This is a genomic window from uncultured Finegoldia sp., from assembly GCF_947252345.1.
GTDB lineage: Bacteria > Bacillota > Clostridia > Tissierellales > Peptoniphilaceae > Finegoldia.
The window spans coordinates 1-16,956 of sequence record NZ_CAMXVC010000016.1; the positions used below are offsets into that span (position 1 = coordinate 1).

The window sequence follows — 16,956 nt, forward strand, 5'->3', positions numbered from 1 at the left end:
GTTTTTACTCTTAGGATTTTTTTTGTTATTCTTAGATTCGAAATCAAAATTATCATCAAATTTCGTTTTCTTCTTATTGTGTGGATTGTTTTTTCTATTGGAATGATATTCGGAATTTATATTGTCGTTCTCATCAGAAACATTTTTATTTTTAAGATTTTTATTTTTAAAATTATTATTTGAATTATTGTCATTCTTATTAAAATGTTTCTTATTTTTATCATTAGAATTTATTTCGATAGTTTTAACCTTCTTATTAGTGTTTACTTTTTCTTTATTTTTATGTTCACTATTATTTTTATTTTTTACAGGATTGTGGTTTCCTTTTTTTCTTGTATTTTCGTAATAAGCTTTTATTTTTTCTACATGGTCTTTATCTAATGTTGACATATGACTTTTAACTTCTATGTTATTTTCATTTAACTTTTTTATTAAGTCTTTTGTTGAAACATTTAATTGCTTTGCTAGTTCGTATACTCTTATTTTATCCATCTAAAGACCTCCTTTTTTTAATCTTCTACATGGTTTAATAACTCCTCATATATTTGTGTGTCTACATTAGCTTTTAATACTTGGTTTAATCTCTTGCTTTTCTTTGCTTTATCAACGCAATCTTTATTCTTGCATACATAAGCACCTCTACCATTCTTTTTATTGGTTAAATCAACAGATATTCCATCTTCTTTATTAAAAACTACTCGCATCAAATTTTCTTTTGGTTTGTTTTCACCACAAACAACACATTTTCTTAAAGGAATCTTTTTAGTTTTCATTTATTTCTCCAAAATTTTCTTTAATCTTCTATTTCATTTATATCAGATTTTGTTTCTGGAACTTCTGTGGCGTCTGCATTTTCATTGTCAAATTCCGAGCTGTCTTCTGTTTCTGCAATATTATCGACACATTTACTGTCATCTTCATAATTTTTAGTTCTATAATTTTCAAAAACTTTTTCTTCATCTTCTTCTCTTACACAGATATCATTTTTTTCGAGAAATTCTTTTTCGTATTCAAACTCAACTCCAATGCTACCATCTATATATGAGTTCAAATATTGCTCTAAACCTTTGATATCAATTTTCCAATTTGTAAGTTTTGCTGCTAATCTAGCGTTTTGACCTTCTTTTCCTATGGCTAATGATAATTGGTCCTCAGCAACAATAACTCTACATAGTTTTTTTGATTCATCAATGAATGTTTCAATTACCTCAGAAGGGCTTAAACTATTTGATATAAAAGTTTTTATGTCTTTTGACCAAATGACTATATCGAGTTTTTCACCGTTTAGTTCATCAACTATTGACTTTACTCTTGTGCCACTAAATCCAACACAAGCACCAACTGGATCAACATTTTCGTCATTTGTAAATACAGCTATTTTTGTTCTCGAGCCAGGCTCTCTCGCGATACTAAAAATCTCGACAACACCTTCAGAAATTTCCGGAACCTCTAATTCAAACAATCTTTTAATTAAGGCATTATCAGTTCTAGAAAGAATAATTTGAGCACCTTTGCTAGTGTTCTTAACTTCTTTAATGTAGAGTTTTAATCTTTTATTAGGCGTATATTCCTCTGTTTTAATTTGCTCTGAAACAGGGATGATGCCTTCTACTCTACCTAAATCTATATATACTATGCCTCTTTCAACCCTTTGAACATTTCCAGTTATTATTTCTTTTTCTCTGTCAATAAATTCGTTATAAATATTATCTCTTTCAGCATCTTTTAGTTTTTGTATAACAATATTTCGAGCTGTTTGAGCTGCTATTCTACCAAAATTTTTCGGCGTAACTTCTAACTTAATTTTATCTCCGATTTTGTACTTTGATTTAATAGATTTAGCTTCTTCAATGCTAATTTCTAAATTGTTATCTTCAACTTCTTCTACAACTGTTTTTATTGCATAAATTTTAACTTTACCATTATCTCTGTTAATATTAACCTCTACAGAGCTTTCTTCATTTTCACGCTCTTGATAATTAAAATTTTTTTCATAGCTCTTAATTAGAGCCTTTTCAAGTGCATCGAATACGACATCTCTTGGTATTTTTTTTATTTTTTCCAATTCGTCAAGCGCTTTTATAAATTCATTATTCATATTTACCTATCAATCGAATAAAGACAATCTAATCGATGATATATTACTCCTTTCAATTTCAATTTCAGATTTTTCCAATTTCATAATTATTTTCTGTTCATTAAAGGATTTTAAAATTCCTTTATATTCTTTTTGTCCTCTTATTTTTTGATATAGATTTACAATAACTGTATTATCAATATTTTTTTTGTAATCTTTATCCCTAGTAAATGGCTTACTTATATCAACTGAAGCTATTTCTAAATAATAAGAGTCTGGTATAGGGTCAATTTCATCTAATTTTTCATTAATTCTGCTAGTTATTAATTCACAATCATTAATAGAAATTAAACCTTCGTTCTTCTCTATATAAAATGTCAATATGTTTTTGCCATTTATTTGAGAATATTCTACGTCATAAAATTCTATTCCGGTGTCATCTATCAAAGGTTTAAGCTCGTTGTTCATGATTTCTCTAAGATATTTTTTATTCATGTATCTCCTTTACTAAATTAGTTAAATAAATAAGAGTGGGATTTCCCACTCTTAGCCATAATTTATTCTAAATACATTATATCATAATTATATATTACAAGCAAACTAATATTTTTTTCTTAGGGATAATGGTTTATCCAGTATCTCTTTCATAATAATAGTTCTTCTTAAATCATCATTATTTTTTAATTCATCATATAACTCAAAATTTTTTTCGCCTTTTTCGTAATTGTCTTTTATTTCTTTTTTATTTATGATAGATTCATCTGAGTTATTGATTTTTTCGAATTTTTTATTTGGTAGCTCATAAGATTCTTTTAATTTATTATCATCATCTCTGAATTTTCTAAATTTATTTTCTTTTCCATGATATTTTGCATAATAATTAGAATAATATTCCGAAATTTTTTTTATTATTAAAAGAAGTATAAAAAAACTTAACAACGAATACATTATTTTGTATCCTCTTTAAGTTTCTCAGAATGTCCTGAAATTGATTGTCTCATTTCTGTGTCACTTATTATGTTTTTCATATTATAATAATCAAGAACTCCAAGATTTCCAGATTCAAGCGCATTTGCTATTGCTAACGGAACTTTTGATTCACTTTCTACAACCTTAGCTCTCATTGAACGAACTTCAGCAATCATTTCTTGCTCTTTTGCAACAGCCATAGCTCTTCTTTCTTCAGCTTTTGCCTGAGCTATTCTTTTGTCTGCTTCAGCTTGGTCGGTTTGTAGTTTTGCGCCGATATTTCTACCAACATCGACATCAGCTATGTCAATTGATAATATTTCAAAAGCTGTACCAGAATCCAATCCTTTATTTAAAACTGTCTTTGATATTGAATCAGGATTTTCCAAAACAGATGTATGTGATTCAGATGAACCTACTGTTGTAACTATTCCTTCACCAACTCTTGCTATTATAGTTTCTTCACCTGCACCACCGATTAATCTTTCGATATTTGCTCTTACAGTGACTTTCGCTTTAACGATAACTTCGATACCATTCATAGCAACAGCAGCAATATTAGGCGTTTCTATAACTTTTGGATTAACTGAAACTTGCACTGCTTCTAGCACATTCCTACCAGCTAAATCAATCGCTGCAGCTCTTTCAAATTCAAGTTCAATGTCTGCCCTTTGTGCGGCAATAAGTGCATTGACCAATGTATTTACGTTACCACCTGCTAGATAATGTGCTTCAAGTTGATTTGTTGTTAAATTCAATCCTGCTTTAGTAGCCTTTATAAGAGGATTTATAATGTATTTTGGAACAACTCTACGTAATCTCATACCAATTAATTGAGAAATTTTAACATGTACACCCGAAAACTGAGCTGTTACCCATAATCCAACAGGAACAAGCGAAAAAAATACTAATAAAAATATCAATACTAATATTGGAACTAAAAATGGAATCTTAAAAATCATACTACACTCTCCTTACTATAATATTAAAATCCTTAATTTCACTAACTATGACTTCACAACCTTTTGGAACAAAATCACCTCTTGTCATTGCGTCAATGTACTCGCCATCGATGTCTATTTTACCAGAAGGCCTTAATGGTGTTATTGTAATAGCTTTTTTGTTTAAATATTTTTTATATGATTGATTATACGGTTTTGAATTAGTTTCGTTTAAAACAAATTTATTTAATTTACTAGAATTAAATTCTTTGCTTAGGAATATCAAAACAAAGATGACATCAATACTAAAAGCGATTACTACTGTAAAAAAAGCAAGATAAATATTACTAATAATCATACTTATTCCAACAATCATAGACAATACACCTGCAAAACCAGCAATAAAAACTCCTGGTACAATAAGCTCCAATCCAACAAATAATAATCCTATTAAGAAAATTAAAACGCCAATTATATTTATATCTCCATTATTAAAATAAGAAAATATAAATGCTACTGAAAATAATGATGTAAATATCGTATATTTAATTTTTTTATTGGAAAGTAGCAACATTGTTATTGAGATAAAAGTTAATGTCAAAATTATCATACTTAAAATATTATTCGAAAATATTTGCATAGAAAACGATAACACCCCCTCTATTTATATGTAATATTATACATCAAAATATACAATAAAAAAAGATTCCATATATGGAATCTTTAATCCAACTGAATTTTGTTAGAAATTTCTTTTTTTTCTTTTAGCTGCTTCAGATTTTTTCTTTCTCTTTACGCTAGGTTTTTCGTAATGTTCTCTTTTTCTATATTCAGATAAAACTCCAGATCTAGCACATTGTCTTTTAAATCTTTTTATAGCATTATCTAATGATTCGTTTTCTCCAACTTTGATTTCTGACATGGTTTCCCTCCCCTCTTTATTGCAAGAATGCTCACAAAAGAGCAGAATTTATACCAAAATAGTATAACACAATTCTTTAAAAAAAACAATAAATTTATGGCCAATTTAGTTTTTTCTTGCCTAAAACATGAAAGTGCATATGATGGACAGTTTGACCTCCATCCTCTCCACAGTTATTAACTATTCTATAGCCAGTTTTATCGATGTCTAACTCTTTTGCTAGTTTTGCAATTACTTCAAATATATGAGCAACTATATTAGAATTATCTTCATTTATGTCATTTGCACCAGTAATGTGTTTTTTAGGGATAACTAAAAAATGTACAGGTGTCACAGGATTAATATCGTGAAACGCATAAACTAAATCATCCTCATATATTTTTTTAGAAGGTATTTCTCCATTAACTATTTTACAAAATACACAGTCCATGACTCGCCTCCGAAAGTATTATATCAAAAAATACTAAAATATTCAATTACTTACATACTAGTTCTTCGTTGTCTCTTTTATCACAAATCACATCTATTATTTTATTTGATAAGTTAGGGTTGTAATCTCTTTTGACTCTTATATAATTCGTTGTGTAACCTTTTGAAAAACCATCATCATTTTTGGATTCAAAAAGTACTTGAATTGGTTTATTTAACATTTTATTTAAAAATAGGTCTGTATAGTAGGTTGATTTTTCGATTAGTATTTGACTTCTTCTTCTCTTTACTTCACCTGAGATTTGATTTTTCATTTTACTAGCAACAGTTCCTTTACGATTTGAATACTTGAATACATGTATTTTAGAGAATTGTATCTTATCAACAAAGTCAATTGTTTTTTTAAAATCCTCATCGGTTTCTCCCGGAAATCCGACAATAATATCTGTGGTTATTGCAGCATCTGGATAATATTGCCTGATTAATTCAATTGTATCTCTATATAAATTAGTATCGTATTTTCTATTCATAGATTTTAGAATAGTGTCAGAACCACTTTGAAGCGATAAATGAAAATGGTCACAAAATTGCTTAACTTTTTTTACTCTGTCTAAGAAATTTTTAGTGACTATTCTTGGCTCTAAGGAACTAAGTCGTATTCTTTTTATATTTTCTATCAATCCAATTTCTTCTATAACATTAATTAATCCGGTATCTTCGTTTAAATCTTTACCATAAGATGCAACATGAATACCTGTTAAAACAATTTCTTTGAATCCGTTATCTGCCAGTCTTTTTGCTTCTAAAACTATGTCACGGATTTTTCTGGAGCGTATCGGTCCCCTTGCGTACGGAATTATACAGTATGAACAAAATTGACTACATCCTTCTTGAATTTTAATATATGCTCTAGTCATTGACTGTTCAGTATTAATTGAAAGTTCCTCAAATTCTCGGTTTTTTCCTATATTTTCGACTTTATTTATTGTTTTATTTGAAGATTTTGCTAATTCACACAGCTTTACAATGTCTTTTCTGTATTTTGTTCCAATAATAACATTAACACCTTCAATTTTTTCTATTTCTTCAGGACTAACTTGGGAATAGCACCCAACAACGGCTATTATAACATCTTTGTTTTCTGATTTAATTTTAGAAATTTGTTGTCTACTTTTTCTGTCAGATAAATTTGTTACAGTACACGTATTAAGAACAAATACATCACAATCAAAATCATTTGTAATTTCATATCCATTTTTAATAAAAAGCTCTGCCATAGCTTCTGTTTCGTATTGATTAACTTTGCATCCTAATGTTGAAAATTTTACTTTTTTCATTAGTTTATATCTCCAATCTCGTATTGCAGAATACTCAAAGCACATATTGGTGCTGTATCGGCTCTTAGGATTCTTTTTCCTAAAGATACCGAAATAAAACCCTTTTGCTTTAACATAGCGATATTATTGTCGGATAAACCGCCTTCAGGTCCGATGACAATATTTATATTTTCAAAATGACATTTCTGTAAAACAGATTTTAAATCTTCAGTTTCTTTTTCGTAGAACACTAAATTTAAGCTATTTTCAAAAACAGGAATATCACTAATACTAATAATATCTTTTATTTTAGGAATCTTTATCCTTTTGGATTGTTTCGAAGCTTCAAGAGCTATTTTTTCAAATCTATTTTTCTTTTTAGCCCATTTCGTATTTTCTATTTTTACAACTGTTCTTTCTGTTTGAACAAAAGTTATTTCATTTACGCCAAGTTCAGTACATTTTTGTATAATATAATCATTTTTATCTGATTTTAAAATACATTGAAACAAATTTATATTTATATTTGATTCATAGTGTGTTGTATCTTCTCCGATAATTTCGCTAATTATTTTATCCGATTCAATACTTTCTATTTTTGTGATATATATTTTATCATCAATAACTTGGTGAATTAAATCTCCTTTATTTAATCTTAAAGAGTTTTTAATGTGATTGTAGTCATCGCCATAGATATATATTTTATTATTAATTTTATCTTTAGCTTCCCTGAAAGTTCTATACATTTTTGAACCTACTTACTATGCTAATCCATTCGCCCTTCTCATCAAATTTTTCTACAGTAAAATTACAAGCAGACAAAACTTTTTCTATTTCATTTTGTTGTGATTTTAATAATCCAGAGCATATGAAAACTCCATTATTATTAAGCGCTTTTTTTAAATCGGGAATCAAATCGTGTAGAACATTTAATAAAATATTTGCAATAATTACGTCATATTTTTTGGTCACTTTATCCAATAATGAACCTTCAACAGCATCTATATTTTTAATGTTATTTAATTTTGAATTTTCAATGGTAGCTTCTATTGCTAACGGGTCAATATCAGTTGCAAAGACCTCTTCTGCATTAAGTTTTGCTGCAACCACTGATAAGATTCCAGAGCCGCATCCAATATCTAAGACTTTTTTATTTTTCAAATCAATTTCTTCTAATTGTTTTATACACAGGCTAGTAGTTTCATGAAGTCCAGTTCCGAAAGCCATTCCAGGGTTTATCTCTACTACAATATTTCCTGTATTTTCTACTTCTATCCAACTTGGTTTTATTAATATATTCCCAATATAAAATGGTTCATAATATTTTTTCCATTCATTCGCCCAATCAACATTGTCGATTTCATCGTTTTTGCTTATTTTTATTATTATATTATTATTTTTAGCAAAATCGGCTAAATTTTCAGATAATTTATTATAATTTAAAATATTTTCTTCATAAAAACCTTTAATTATTACATTATCATGAAATGTGAACTCATCTTCATCTAAAACTACCCAATAAGGTTGATTTTTTTTGAAGTCTAAAACATCTTGATAATCATCTATCTGAAGATTTTCTATTCCAAAATCATATAAAATTGAACAAATTAATTCATCATATCCTTTTGGACAAACAATATCAAAGCTAAACCATTTTTTCATTATTCAAACATATCCTTTATTTTATCAAAAATTGATTTTTTTTCGTTAACTTTTATTTCTTGATTCATACATTCTGAAAAACTTATCAATTTTTCTTTTTGTTCTTTGTTTAATTTTTTTGGAACTATGATTTTGACGGTAAATAATATATCACCTCTGGAACTTGAATTTAGATAAGGAACACCTTTTGACTTCAATCTAAATGTAGTATTAGGTTGTGTTCCTTCAGGTAATTGAAAATCTTCAATACCATCAAGCGTAGGAACCTCAATATTTGAACCTAATACAGCTTGTGCATAAGTTATGGGCATATCAAATACTATATCATTATTTACTCGTCTAAAAAATTCATGCTCTCTTATCTTAATAATAACATATAAATCACCTGGCGAACCATTATTTTCTCCGCAATTTCCTTCGCCTTTGACGCTCATCACGGCTCCGTTATTGATACCTTTTGGAATGGTTATGCTAATTGTTTTATTTTTTAATTCGTATCCCTTTCCGTGACAGTGCTCACATTTTTCATCAATTATAAATCCATCACCTTTACATTTATCGCATTCAGATTGTTGAGTGAATATTCCAAAAGGAGTTCTGCTAGTTTCGTTAATGACTCCTGTTCCATTACATTTATCACATTTCCTTTTTTTGCTACCAGCTTTAGCACCGCTTCCTTCGCACACGTGACATTTTACTTTTTTTCTGAAATTTACCTCTTTTTTAGTTCCGTTTATTGAATCCTCAAAATCAATCTCTAATTCAACTTGAATGCTTGAACCTTTTTTGGGGGAATTTGGATTTCTTGAGTATCTGTTCGAGCTAAATCCTCCAAATATATCTCCAAAGAAATCTCCGAATATATCACCCATATCCGAAAATCCTCCTCCGGAATTTTGCTCAAAAATCCTATCGCCATACATATCATATTTTTTTCTTTTATCTACATCGCCAAGAACTTCATAAGCTGCATTTATATCTTTGAATTTGTTCTCTGCTTCAGGGTCATCGCTATTAATATCTGGATGATATTTTTTAGCGAGTTTTCTGTAAGATTTTTTTATTTCGTCTTGAGTAGCATTCTCTGATATCTCAAGTATTTCATATAAATTTCTCATCATTCACCACCTAATTTACTGACTTATCTATTTTACTAAAAGATACAAAAAAATCAAGGGGCAATAAAAATTACCCCTTAATAAAAATGTTAATGATTATTTATTTTCATCGTCATCCACAACTTCGTAATCGGCATCAACTACATCGTCGTCTTTTTTGGATTCTTGTTGAGGACCTTGTTGACTAGACGCATTTTCATATAATTTAGAGCTTAATTTGTACATTTCTTGAGTCAATTCATCTGTTTTTGCTTTGATATCAGCGTTGTTTCCGGAGTCAATTATAGATTTTAATGATTCTATTTTACTGTTAATATCAGTTTTTTCGGATTCAGAAATTTTATCACCTAAGTCTTTAATAGTTTTTTCTACTTGATAAATTACAGATTCTGCGTTGTTTTTTGTTTCAATTGTTTCTTTTTTGTTTTTATCTTCTTCTGCGTATTTGCTAGCTTCATCTACTTTTCTTTTTATTTCGTCATCGCTCATCTTAGTTGATGAAGTAATTGTCATTGCTTGTTGTTTTCCAGAGCCTAAGTCTTTTGCGCTAACATTTACAATTCCGTTCGCATCTATGTCAAAAGTAACTTCAATTTGAGGAACTCCTCTTGGAGCTGCAGGAATTTCTGTTAGGTTAAATTGACCCAACAATGTGTTATCTTGTGCCATTTCTCTTTCACCTTGAAGAACTTTTATTTCTACAGATGTTTGACCGTCAGCAGCGGTTGTGAATACTTGAGATTTTTTAGTTGGAATAGTTGTATTTCTTTCTATCAATTTTGTGCAAACGCCACCTAAAGTTTCAATTCCCAATGACAATGGTGTTACATCAAGTAATAACAAATCTTTTACTTCTCCTGTTAATACACCGCCTTGTAATGCAGCTCCCAAAGCCACACATTCATCAGGGTTTATATCTTTTTGTGGGTTTTTACCAATTAGTTTTCTAACTGCTTCTTGAACAGCAGGGATTCTTGTTGAACCACCAACTAATAATACTTTTTCTATATCATTTTGACTTAAATCAGCGTCTTCTAATGCTTGTCTTACTGGTTTTAATGTTTCTTCTACCAAATCAGATGTCAACTCGTCAAATTTAGATCTTGTTATATCCATATTCAAGTGTACAGGAGTACCATTTACAGCTGAAATAAATGGTAAGTTAACATTAGTAGAAACTCTTGTTGATAATTCTTTTTTAGCGTTTTCAGCAGCATCTTTTAATCTTTGCTTTGATGTTGGATCTTTTCTTAAGTCTACACCATTTTGCTTCAAAAATTCTTCTGCCAAATAATTTAAGATTTTTTCATCAAAATCATCTCCGCCTAATCTGTTATTACCTCTTGTAGCAAGTACCTCAAATACTCCATCTCCAACTTCAAGAATTGAAACATCGAATGTTCCTCCACCTAAGTCATATACCATAACTTTGTGTTGGTCTGTTTCTTTGTCTACACCGTAAGCTAATGCAGCTGCTGTAGGTTCGTTTATTATTCTTTTTACATTTAAACCGGCAATTTTACCAGCATTTTTAGTAGCTTGTCTTTGTGAATCCGTGAAATATGCAGGAACTGTAATTACAGCTTCTGTTACTTCTTCTCCAAGATAACTTTCAGTATCTGTTTTTAATTTTTGCAAAATCATTGCGGATATTTCTTCTGGACTATAATCTTTTCCATCAATATTTACTTTGTATTCTGTTCCCATTTCTCTTTTGATAGAAGTAATTGTTCTATCTGGGTTTGTTATTGCTTGTCTTTTTGCAGTTTCGCCTACTAATCTTTCTCCATCTTTAGTAAATGCAACGATTGATGGTGTTGTTCTATTTCCTTCTGAGTTAGGAACTATTACTGCTTCTCCACCTTCCATTACTGCAACTGCTGAATTTGTTGTACCTAAATCAATACCTATTACTTTACTCATTATAAAATCCCCCTTTGATTTTTATATATAATTTCTTATTTACTAACTTTAACCATCGCTGGTCTAATACATTTATTATTTAAAATATAACCTTTTTGGAAAACTTCTAGTATTTTATTTGAATCCCCATCGCTATCTTCAGTAATTACCGCATGATGAAAATTAGGGTCAAATTTGTCTGAGCAATCAACTTCATCAAGGCCAAATTCCTTTAACGTCGACATTAAATTATCTCTTATTAAAATAATTCCGTTAGAAAACTCGTCTTTTTCGTTTTTGCTGTCAATAGCTCTATTTAAATCATCAATTACTGGCAGTATTTTAAGAATCAACGATTCGTTTGCTAATTCTATAGATTGTTGTCTTTCCCTATTGGTTCTATTTTTATAATTTATGAAGTCTGCTTGTAACCTCTTTAAAGAATCTTTTAAGTCCTCTATTTCAGAATTAACAGTTTCTTCATTTTCAATTTGCTGTTCATCTAAATTATCCTCGGTTTCTGTAGTGCCGTCAGAAATGTTATTTTTCTTAATATTTTCATCCTTATCATTCATAATAATCACCTCTAATAATTAAATTTTTAATTCTTCTAGATAATTTAAACATTGACTCTATTGATAGTTCGTAATTCATACGCATTGGTGCAACAATTGCTATAACTCCTATATTGTTTTTATTGAAAAAATAGGAACTTTTAATTACTGTATTTTCAATAAGAGACTCTTCTTGATTTTCATCACCAACTTTTATATCTAAGAAATTATTACTTGAATTTAAAATATTCAAAATTTTTTCTTTGTTTTCAAGATATTCAATAATTTCTTTTACCTTATTTAAATCGCTGTATTCACTATACTTAAAAATATTTGACAAACCATCAACAGAAACATACATAGAGGATAGTTTGTGTTTTTCATTTTGAATTATTTCTGTAATTGCACCTTTAAAAAGATTGTTGTATTCATATTTAGAAGAAAATTCATCTAAGTTTTCATAAACTTCAATTAAATTCTTATTTAAAAAAAGCTTTTTAAGAAGAAAATTAATTTTTATCAATTCATTAGCCTTAATCTCTCTATCCGAACGAATGACCGTATGATTTAAATCTCCTAAATCATATAATGTCAATAACACATAATTATACTTGCTTATTTGCAATAATTCTATATGAGATAATCTCATTTTGTTAGATTTTTTTAGCATCGATATTACAGGGTATTGAGTAACCTCGGATATAAATTGTGAAGATGATTTTATAATCTTTTCTGGTTCTACAATTGTCTCATAAGATTTTCGAGCTGAAATTATAGAAGAACTTGTTTTATCGACTTCATATAACTTATCCAAGATGTAATCAACATATAATCTAAAAGCTTTTTGTGATGGAATACGTCCGGATGATATATGCGATTGAATTAAATATCCAAGTTCGTCCAAATCACTCATTTCGTTTCGTATAGTAGCCGGACTAAAACCGATGTTATAATTTTTAGATAAGACCCTCGACCCTATTGGCTGGGCTGTTTTAATATAATTATCGATTGTTGCAAGCAAAATATTTAATTTTCTTTGCGTTAAATTCTCATTCAAGATATCACCTCTTTTGTTAGCAACACATCTCCTTGAGTGATAATAAAATTATACAATACGTTTGTTGCCTTGTCAAGTACTAATAGCAAATATCGACAAAAAATTTGTTTGAAATAAAAAAACCAGAATCCGTGAATGAAATAGAGTTATTTTTAAATATTATTTTATCGCCATTTACCCATTCTTCGATTAGTTTTTTATTTTTTTCCAGTAAATTAACACCGAATATTTCTTCGAATTTTGTAACATTCAATCCTTCTTTTAATCTAAGATTTGTAATTATATATTCAAATTTATTTTTAGATTCATCAATTTCTTCTATAAAATTAATTGGCTTTTCTTTTTTTAATATTTTGTTTTTGTATTTCGGATAAAAATATTCATTTGTATATCTTTCATTTCCTAGGTATCCTGATGAAGACATTCCAAATCCATAATAATGCTCATCTTTCCAGTAAATTTTGTTATGTAAAGATTCTTTACCATTTTTTGCAAAGTTCGATATCTCATAATGTTTATAATTATTGAGTCCTTCGCAAATTTTCATATACATTTCATATTCTTTTTCATCGTTTCTGTCCGTTTCACTGAACATTTTGTAAAATTTTGTCCCAGGCTCAAGTATCATATTATACCAAGACACATGTTGAGGCCTTAGTTTTGATATATAATTTAAATCATTTGATATTGACTGAATAGTTTGATTGGGTATACCAAAAATTAAATCAATAGATATGTTATCGATTTTATTTTCTAATAGATTAAACGCATTTAATGTATCAGATACTTTATGTCTTCTACCTAAAAATCTATTGATTGTATCGTCAAAAGTTTGTATACCCAATGATACTCTATTAATTCCTATACTTTTATACAAATCTACTTTGTTTTTTGTCAAAAATTCAGGATTACATTCTATTGTAAATTCTTTTAAATCTAAGTTAAAAGATTTATTTAGTTTTTGAAAGGTTTGTTCAATTTTAATTTCATCGACTAAATTTGGTGTTCCACCACCTATATACAAAGTATCAATTTTTTCAGATTTGGACTCATACATTTCTATTTCTCTGAATAACAAATTGAAGTAGTCATCTATTCTATTATTTTGACTAGTCATAGTTGAAAAATCACAATAGTTGCATTTATAATTGCAAAAAGGTATGTGTACATATATCCCTTTCATTTTCCCTCCTACAAAAATAAGCCAAACATTCTGCTTGGCTTATAGTTTTTATTTTCCCTCATCGTATTTTAGTACTGACAAGAATGCTTCTTGTGGAACATCAACGCTTCCAACAGATCTCATTCTCTTTTTACCTTCTTTTTGTTTTTCTAATAATTTACGTTTTCTAGTAATATCGCCACCATAGCATTTAGCTAATACATCTTTTCTGTATGCTTTAATAGTTTCTCTTGCAATAATTTTGCTACCAATAGAAGCTTGTATAGGGATTACGAATTGGTGTCTAGGAATTTCATCCTTTAATTTAGTGACTATTTTTCTTGCTCGCTCATAAGCTAAATCCTCGTGCACTATTATAGTTAGAGCATCGACTTTTTCGGAATTTATCAATATCTCCAATTTAGTCAATTTGGATTTTTCATATCCTATTAATTCATAATCTAAAGAAGCGTACCCTCTTGTTTTTGATTTTAAGGCATCGTAGAAATCGTAAATAACCTCATTCAAAGGAAGTTTGTATTTTATTGTAACTCTTTTTTCGTCGAGGTAAGTCATATCTATAAAAGTTCCTCTTTTACCTTGACAAAGCTCCATTATAACACCAACATAGTCAGTCGGAGTCATTATCTCAGCACGTACAACTGGTTCTTCGACGTAGTCAATTTCTGTTTCCTTTGGAAAATTTGTTGGGTTCTGAATGTCGATAATAGAGCCGTCTTTTTTATGAACTTTGTATATAACGCTCGGTGCGGTAGCTATAATGTCTAAGTCAAACTCTCTGTCCAAACGTTCTTGAATTATTTCCATATGAAGAAGGCCTAAAAATCCACATCTTAGTCCAAATCCCAACGCTATTGATGTTTCGTTCTCAAAAGTTAGCGCAGCATCATTTACTTGTAATTTTTCTAGTGCATCACGAACTGAATTGAAATCTTCTCCTTCAGCGGGATATATTCCACAATAAACCATTGGAGTAACTTGTTTATACCCTTCCAGTGGTTCTTCTACAGGGTTATTTTTGTCTGTTATCGTATCACCAACACGTGCATCTTTAACATTTTTAATGCTGCATACAACGTATCCTACATCACCAGCACTAATCTCATCAGTACTATTCATAATAGAAGATGTGTAACCACATTCTGTAACTTCGAATGATTTGTTTGTTGACATCATTAAAATTTCAGAACCTGGTTTAATACAACCATCGAAGACCCTCACATAAACCACGACTCCCTTATAAAAATCATAATAAGAATCGAATATTAAAGCTCTCAATGGCTTATTTTCATCACCTTCTGGTGCTGGTACGTTATGTACAATATCCTCAAGAACATCTACAATATTTATCCCTTCTTTTGCTGAAACTGCAGGAACATTTTCAGCATCTAGCCCAATAATATCTTCTATTTCTTTCTTGGCGAAATCAATATCAGCGCTCGGCAAATCTATTTTGTTAATTACGGGTAAAATTTCCAAATTTTGGTCTAAAGCTAGATAAACATTACCCAGAGTTTGGGCCTCAACCCCCTGAGTTGCATCTACAATAAGAACGGCTCCCTCACAAGCTTTTAAGGAACGACTAACCTCATAAGTAAAGTCAACGTGACCGGGAGTATCTATAAGGTTTAAATTGTAGATGTTACCATCTTTTGCTTTATAAAAAAGCTTGATTGCCTTTAATTTTATCGTAATTCCTCTTTCACGTTCTAAATCCATAGAATCTAAGACTTGCTCACTCATTTCTCTGTGTGTTAACATGCCTGTTTCTTCTATAAGCCTATCCGCTAAAGTGGATTTACCATGGTCTATATGTGCAATTATCGAAAAATTTCTTATGAATCTTTTATCTGTTTTCATGTATTTCTCCTATATCGAGCCTAACTTATCAATTGGAAATAATCTAAAAAAAACAACACCATTAATAGCATTCTTTTTTATTGGTCCAACATATCTGCTATCATTGTATTTTTCGAGCTCTCTGTCATCGTTTATTACAAAATATTCATCATCATTTAATATCCATTTATCATTATTGAGCGTTTTTGAACGTTGAGATAGTACATAAGGCTCATAAATTTTTTTACCATTAACAAAAATGTCATCATTAACAATTTCAACAGAATCTTTTGGCATAGCTATAACCCTTGAAATATACTTTCTAGTTTTATTTTTATTAGAATATTGAACAATATCGGTTTTTTTTATGTATCCTGTTAGTTTATTTAACTTATTTATCATTACAATGTCACCAGAATCTAATGTTGGATTCATATTGGTAACTCTTACTACATCAAACTCTAAAATAAAGAATTTAATTATTAAAATCAATAAAATAAAAATAAGTAAAGAAAAAAACCAATTTGACATTTTACTATTTAAAAATTTTTTCATAAAATCACCAGTCTTTACTTGCTTATTATAACATAAGTTTATTAAAAAGTACCACATTACTTGAAATATTTAATATTATAGTGTATAATAATAACACTGTTCAAAAATAAAGGAGGGATTTTATGGCAAATATTAAATCAGCTATCAAAAGAATTGAAGTTACAAAACTAGAAACAGCTAGAAACAAATCAAAAAAGTCAGCTATTAAAACTTTTATCAAGAAATTTGAAGATGCTATATCAAAAAATGATAAAGAAGATGCTAAAAAATTATTTAACATAGCAACTAAAAAGATTGATCAAGCAGCTAGTAAAAACACAATCTCTAAAAACAGTGCTGCAAAGAAAATAAGCAGAATGGCTAAATCATTAAACAAATTAGCATAGAAATAATGTAAAGGATCCATTACATTATTAAAAAAGGTTGAATATT

Annotated in this window: 20 protein-coding genes; 1 reads left to right on the forward strand and 19 read right to left on the reverse strand. The window is 29.1% G+C overall.

Going from position 1 to position 16,956, the window contains the following annotated elements:
- The 19 genes from Q0X02_RS04405 to lepB all read right to left on the reverse strand — a co-directional run.
- Window positions 1–492 (reverse strand): translation initiation factor IF-2 N-terminal domain-containing protein (locus Q0X02_RS04405; protein ID WP_297812139.1); only part of this gene is annotated, 492 nt, incomplete at its 3' end.
- 17 nt (window positions 493–509) lie between these two features.
- On the reverse strand, window positions 510–773 hold the full coding sequence (locus Q0X02_RS04410) for an RNase P modulator RnpM (RefSeq protein WP_297812142.1): 264 nt from the start codon (window positions 771–773) through the stop codon (window positions 510–512).
- Window positions 774–793: 20 nt separating this feature from the next.
- Window positions 794–2,098, reverse strand: a complete 1,305-nt coding sequence (gene nusA / locus Q0X02_RS04415) for a transcription termination factor NusA (protein WP_297812145.1) — start codon at window positions 2,096–2,098, stop codon at window positions 794–796.
- Window positions 2,099–2,107: 9 nt separating this feature from the next.
- Entirely contained in the window at window positions 2,108–2,572 is a 465-nt protein-coding gene (gene rimP, locus Q0X02_RS04420; protein WP_297812148.1) for a ribosome maturation factor RimP, read from the reverse strand.
- Between the two features lie 105 nt (window positions 2,573–2,677).
- The gene (locus tag Q0X02_RS04425; protein WP_297812151.1) at window positions 2,678–3,025 is read right to left on the reverse strand and encodes a hypothetical protein; all 348 of its coding nucleotides are present in this window, start codon (window positions 3,023–3,025) and stop codon (window positions 2,678–2,680) included.
- Entirely contained in the window at window positions 3,025–4,008 is a 984-nt protein-coding gene (floA, locus tag Q0X02_RS04430; protein ID WP_297812154.1) for a flotillin-like protein FloA, read from the reverse strand. Before floA ends, Q0X02_RS04425 begins: the two co-directional genes overlap by 1 nt.
- Before the next feature lies 1 nt (window position 4,009).
- Window positions 4,010–4,627 carry an NfeD family protein gene (locus Q0X02_RS04435; RefSeq protein ID WP_297812157.1) on the reverse strand — a complete coding sequence of 206 codons (618 nt, stop codon included), beginning with the start codon at window positions 4,625–4,627 and terminating at the stop codon, window positions 4,010–4,012.
- A 102-nt stretch (window positions 4,628–4,729) separates the two neighbouring features.
- Window positions 4,730–4,909 carry a 30S ribosomal protein S21 gene (gene rpsU / locus Q0X02_RS04440; protein ID WP_297812160.1) on the reverse strand — a complete coding sequence of 60 codons (180 nt, stop codon included), beginning with the start codon at window positions 4,907–4,909 and terminating at the stop codon, window positions 4,730–4,732.
- Between the two features lie 94 nt (window positions 4,910–5,003).
- Window positions 5,004–5,339, reverse strand: a complete 336-nt coding sequence (locus tag Q0X02_RS04445) for a histidine triad nucleotide-binding protein (protein WP_297812164.1) — start codon at window positions 5,337–5,339, stop codon at window positions 5,004–5,006.
- 46 nt (window positions 5,340–5,385) lie between these two features.
- Window positions 5,386–6,675, reverse strand: a complete 1,290-nt coding sequence (gene mtaB, locus Q0X02_RS04450) for a tRNA (N(6)-L-threonylcarbamoyladenosine(37)-C(2))-methylthiotransferase MtaB (RefSeq protein WP_297812167.1) — start codon at window positions 6,673–6,675, stop codon at window positions 5,386–5,388.
- On the reverse strand, window positions 6,675–7,400 hold the full coding sequence (locus Q0X02_RS04455; RefSeq protein ID WP_297812170.1) for a 16S rRNA (uracil(1498)-N(3))-methyltransferase: 726 nt from the start codon (window positions 7,398–7,400) through the stop codon (window positions 6,675–6,677). Before Q0X02_RS04455 ends, mtaB begins: the two co-directional genes overlap by 1 nt.
- Window positions 7,393–8,316: a 50S ribosomal protein L11 methyltransferase gene (gene prmA / locus Q0X02_RS04460; RefSeq protein ID WP_297812173.1), complete on the reverse strand. Its 924-nt coding sequence runs from the start codon at window positions 8,314–8,316 to the stop codon at window positions 7,393–7,395. The genes Q0X02_RS04455 and prmA overlap by 8 nt, the downstream gene beginning before the upstream one ends.
- A complete protein-coding gene (gene dnaJ / locus Q0X02_RS04465) occupies window positions 8,316–9,434 on the reverse strand; it encodes a molecular chaperone DnaJ (RefSeq protein ID WP_297812175.1) in 1,119 nt (372 codons plus the stop codon). Before dnaJ ends, prmA begins: the two co-directional genes overlap by 1 nt.
- 96 nt (window positions 9,435–9,530) lie before the next feature.
- Window positions 9,531–11,357 (reverse strand): molecular chaperone DnaK, encoded by a 1,827-nt coding sequence (dnaK, locus tag Q0X02_RS04470; protein WP_297812177.1) that lies wholly within the window; start codon window positions 11,355–11,357, stop codon window positions 9,531–9,533.
- A gap of 35 nt (window positions 11,358–11,392) precedes the next feature.
- Window positions 11,393–11,911, reverse strand: a complete 519-nt coding sequence (locus tag Q0X02_RS04475) for a nucleotide exchange factor GrpE (protein ID WP_297812180.1) — start codon at window positions 11,909–11,911, stop codon at window positions 11,393–11,395.
- The gene (hrcA, locus tag Q0X02_RS04480; RefSeq protein ID WP_297812183.1) at window positions 11,904–12,947 is read right to left on the reverse strand and encodes a heat-inducible transcriptional repressor HrcA; all 1,044 of its coding nucleotides are present in this window, start codon (window positions 12,945–12,947) and stop codon (window positions 11,904–11,906) included. The genes Q0X02_RS04475 and hrcA overlap by 8 nt, the downstream gene beginning before the upstream one ends.
- 79 nt (window positions 12,948–13,026) lie before the next feature.
- Window positions 13,027–14,130, reverse strand: coding sequence for a radical SAM family heme chaperone HemW (hemW, locus tag Q0X02_RS04485; protein ID WP_297812186.1), 1,104 nt, complete (start codon window positions 14,128–14,130; stop codon window positions 13,027–13,029).
- A gap of 48 nt (window positions 14,131–14,178) precedes the next feature.
- Window positions 14,179–15,990, reverse strand: coding sequence for a translation elongation factor 4 (gene lepA, locus Q0X02_RS04490; RefSeq protein WP_297812189.1), 1,812 nt, complete (start codon window positions 15,988–15,990; stop codon window positions 14,179–14,181).
- A 9-nt stretch (window positions 15,991–15,999) separates the two neighbouring features.
- Window positions 16,000–16,524 (reverse strand): signal peptidase I, encoded by a 525-nt coding sequence (gene lepB, locus Q0X02_RS04495; RefSeq protein WP_297812192.1) that lies wholly within the window; start codon window positions 16,522–16,524, stop codon window positions 16,000–16,002.
- Between the two features lie 122 nt (window positions 16,525–16,646).
- On the opposite strand from lepB, the gene rpsT reads away from it, so the two are divergent.
- Window positions 16,647–16,910 (forward strand): 30S ribosomal protein S20, encoded by a 264-nt coding sequence (rpsT, locus tag Q0X02_RS04500; RefSeq protein WP_297812195.1) that lies wholly within the window; start codon window positions 16,647–16,649, stop codon window positions 16,908–16,910.
- The last annotated feature ends 46 nt before the right edge of the window (window positions 16,911–16,956 follow it).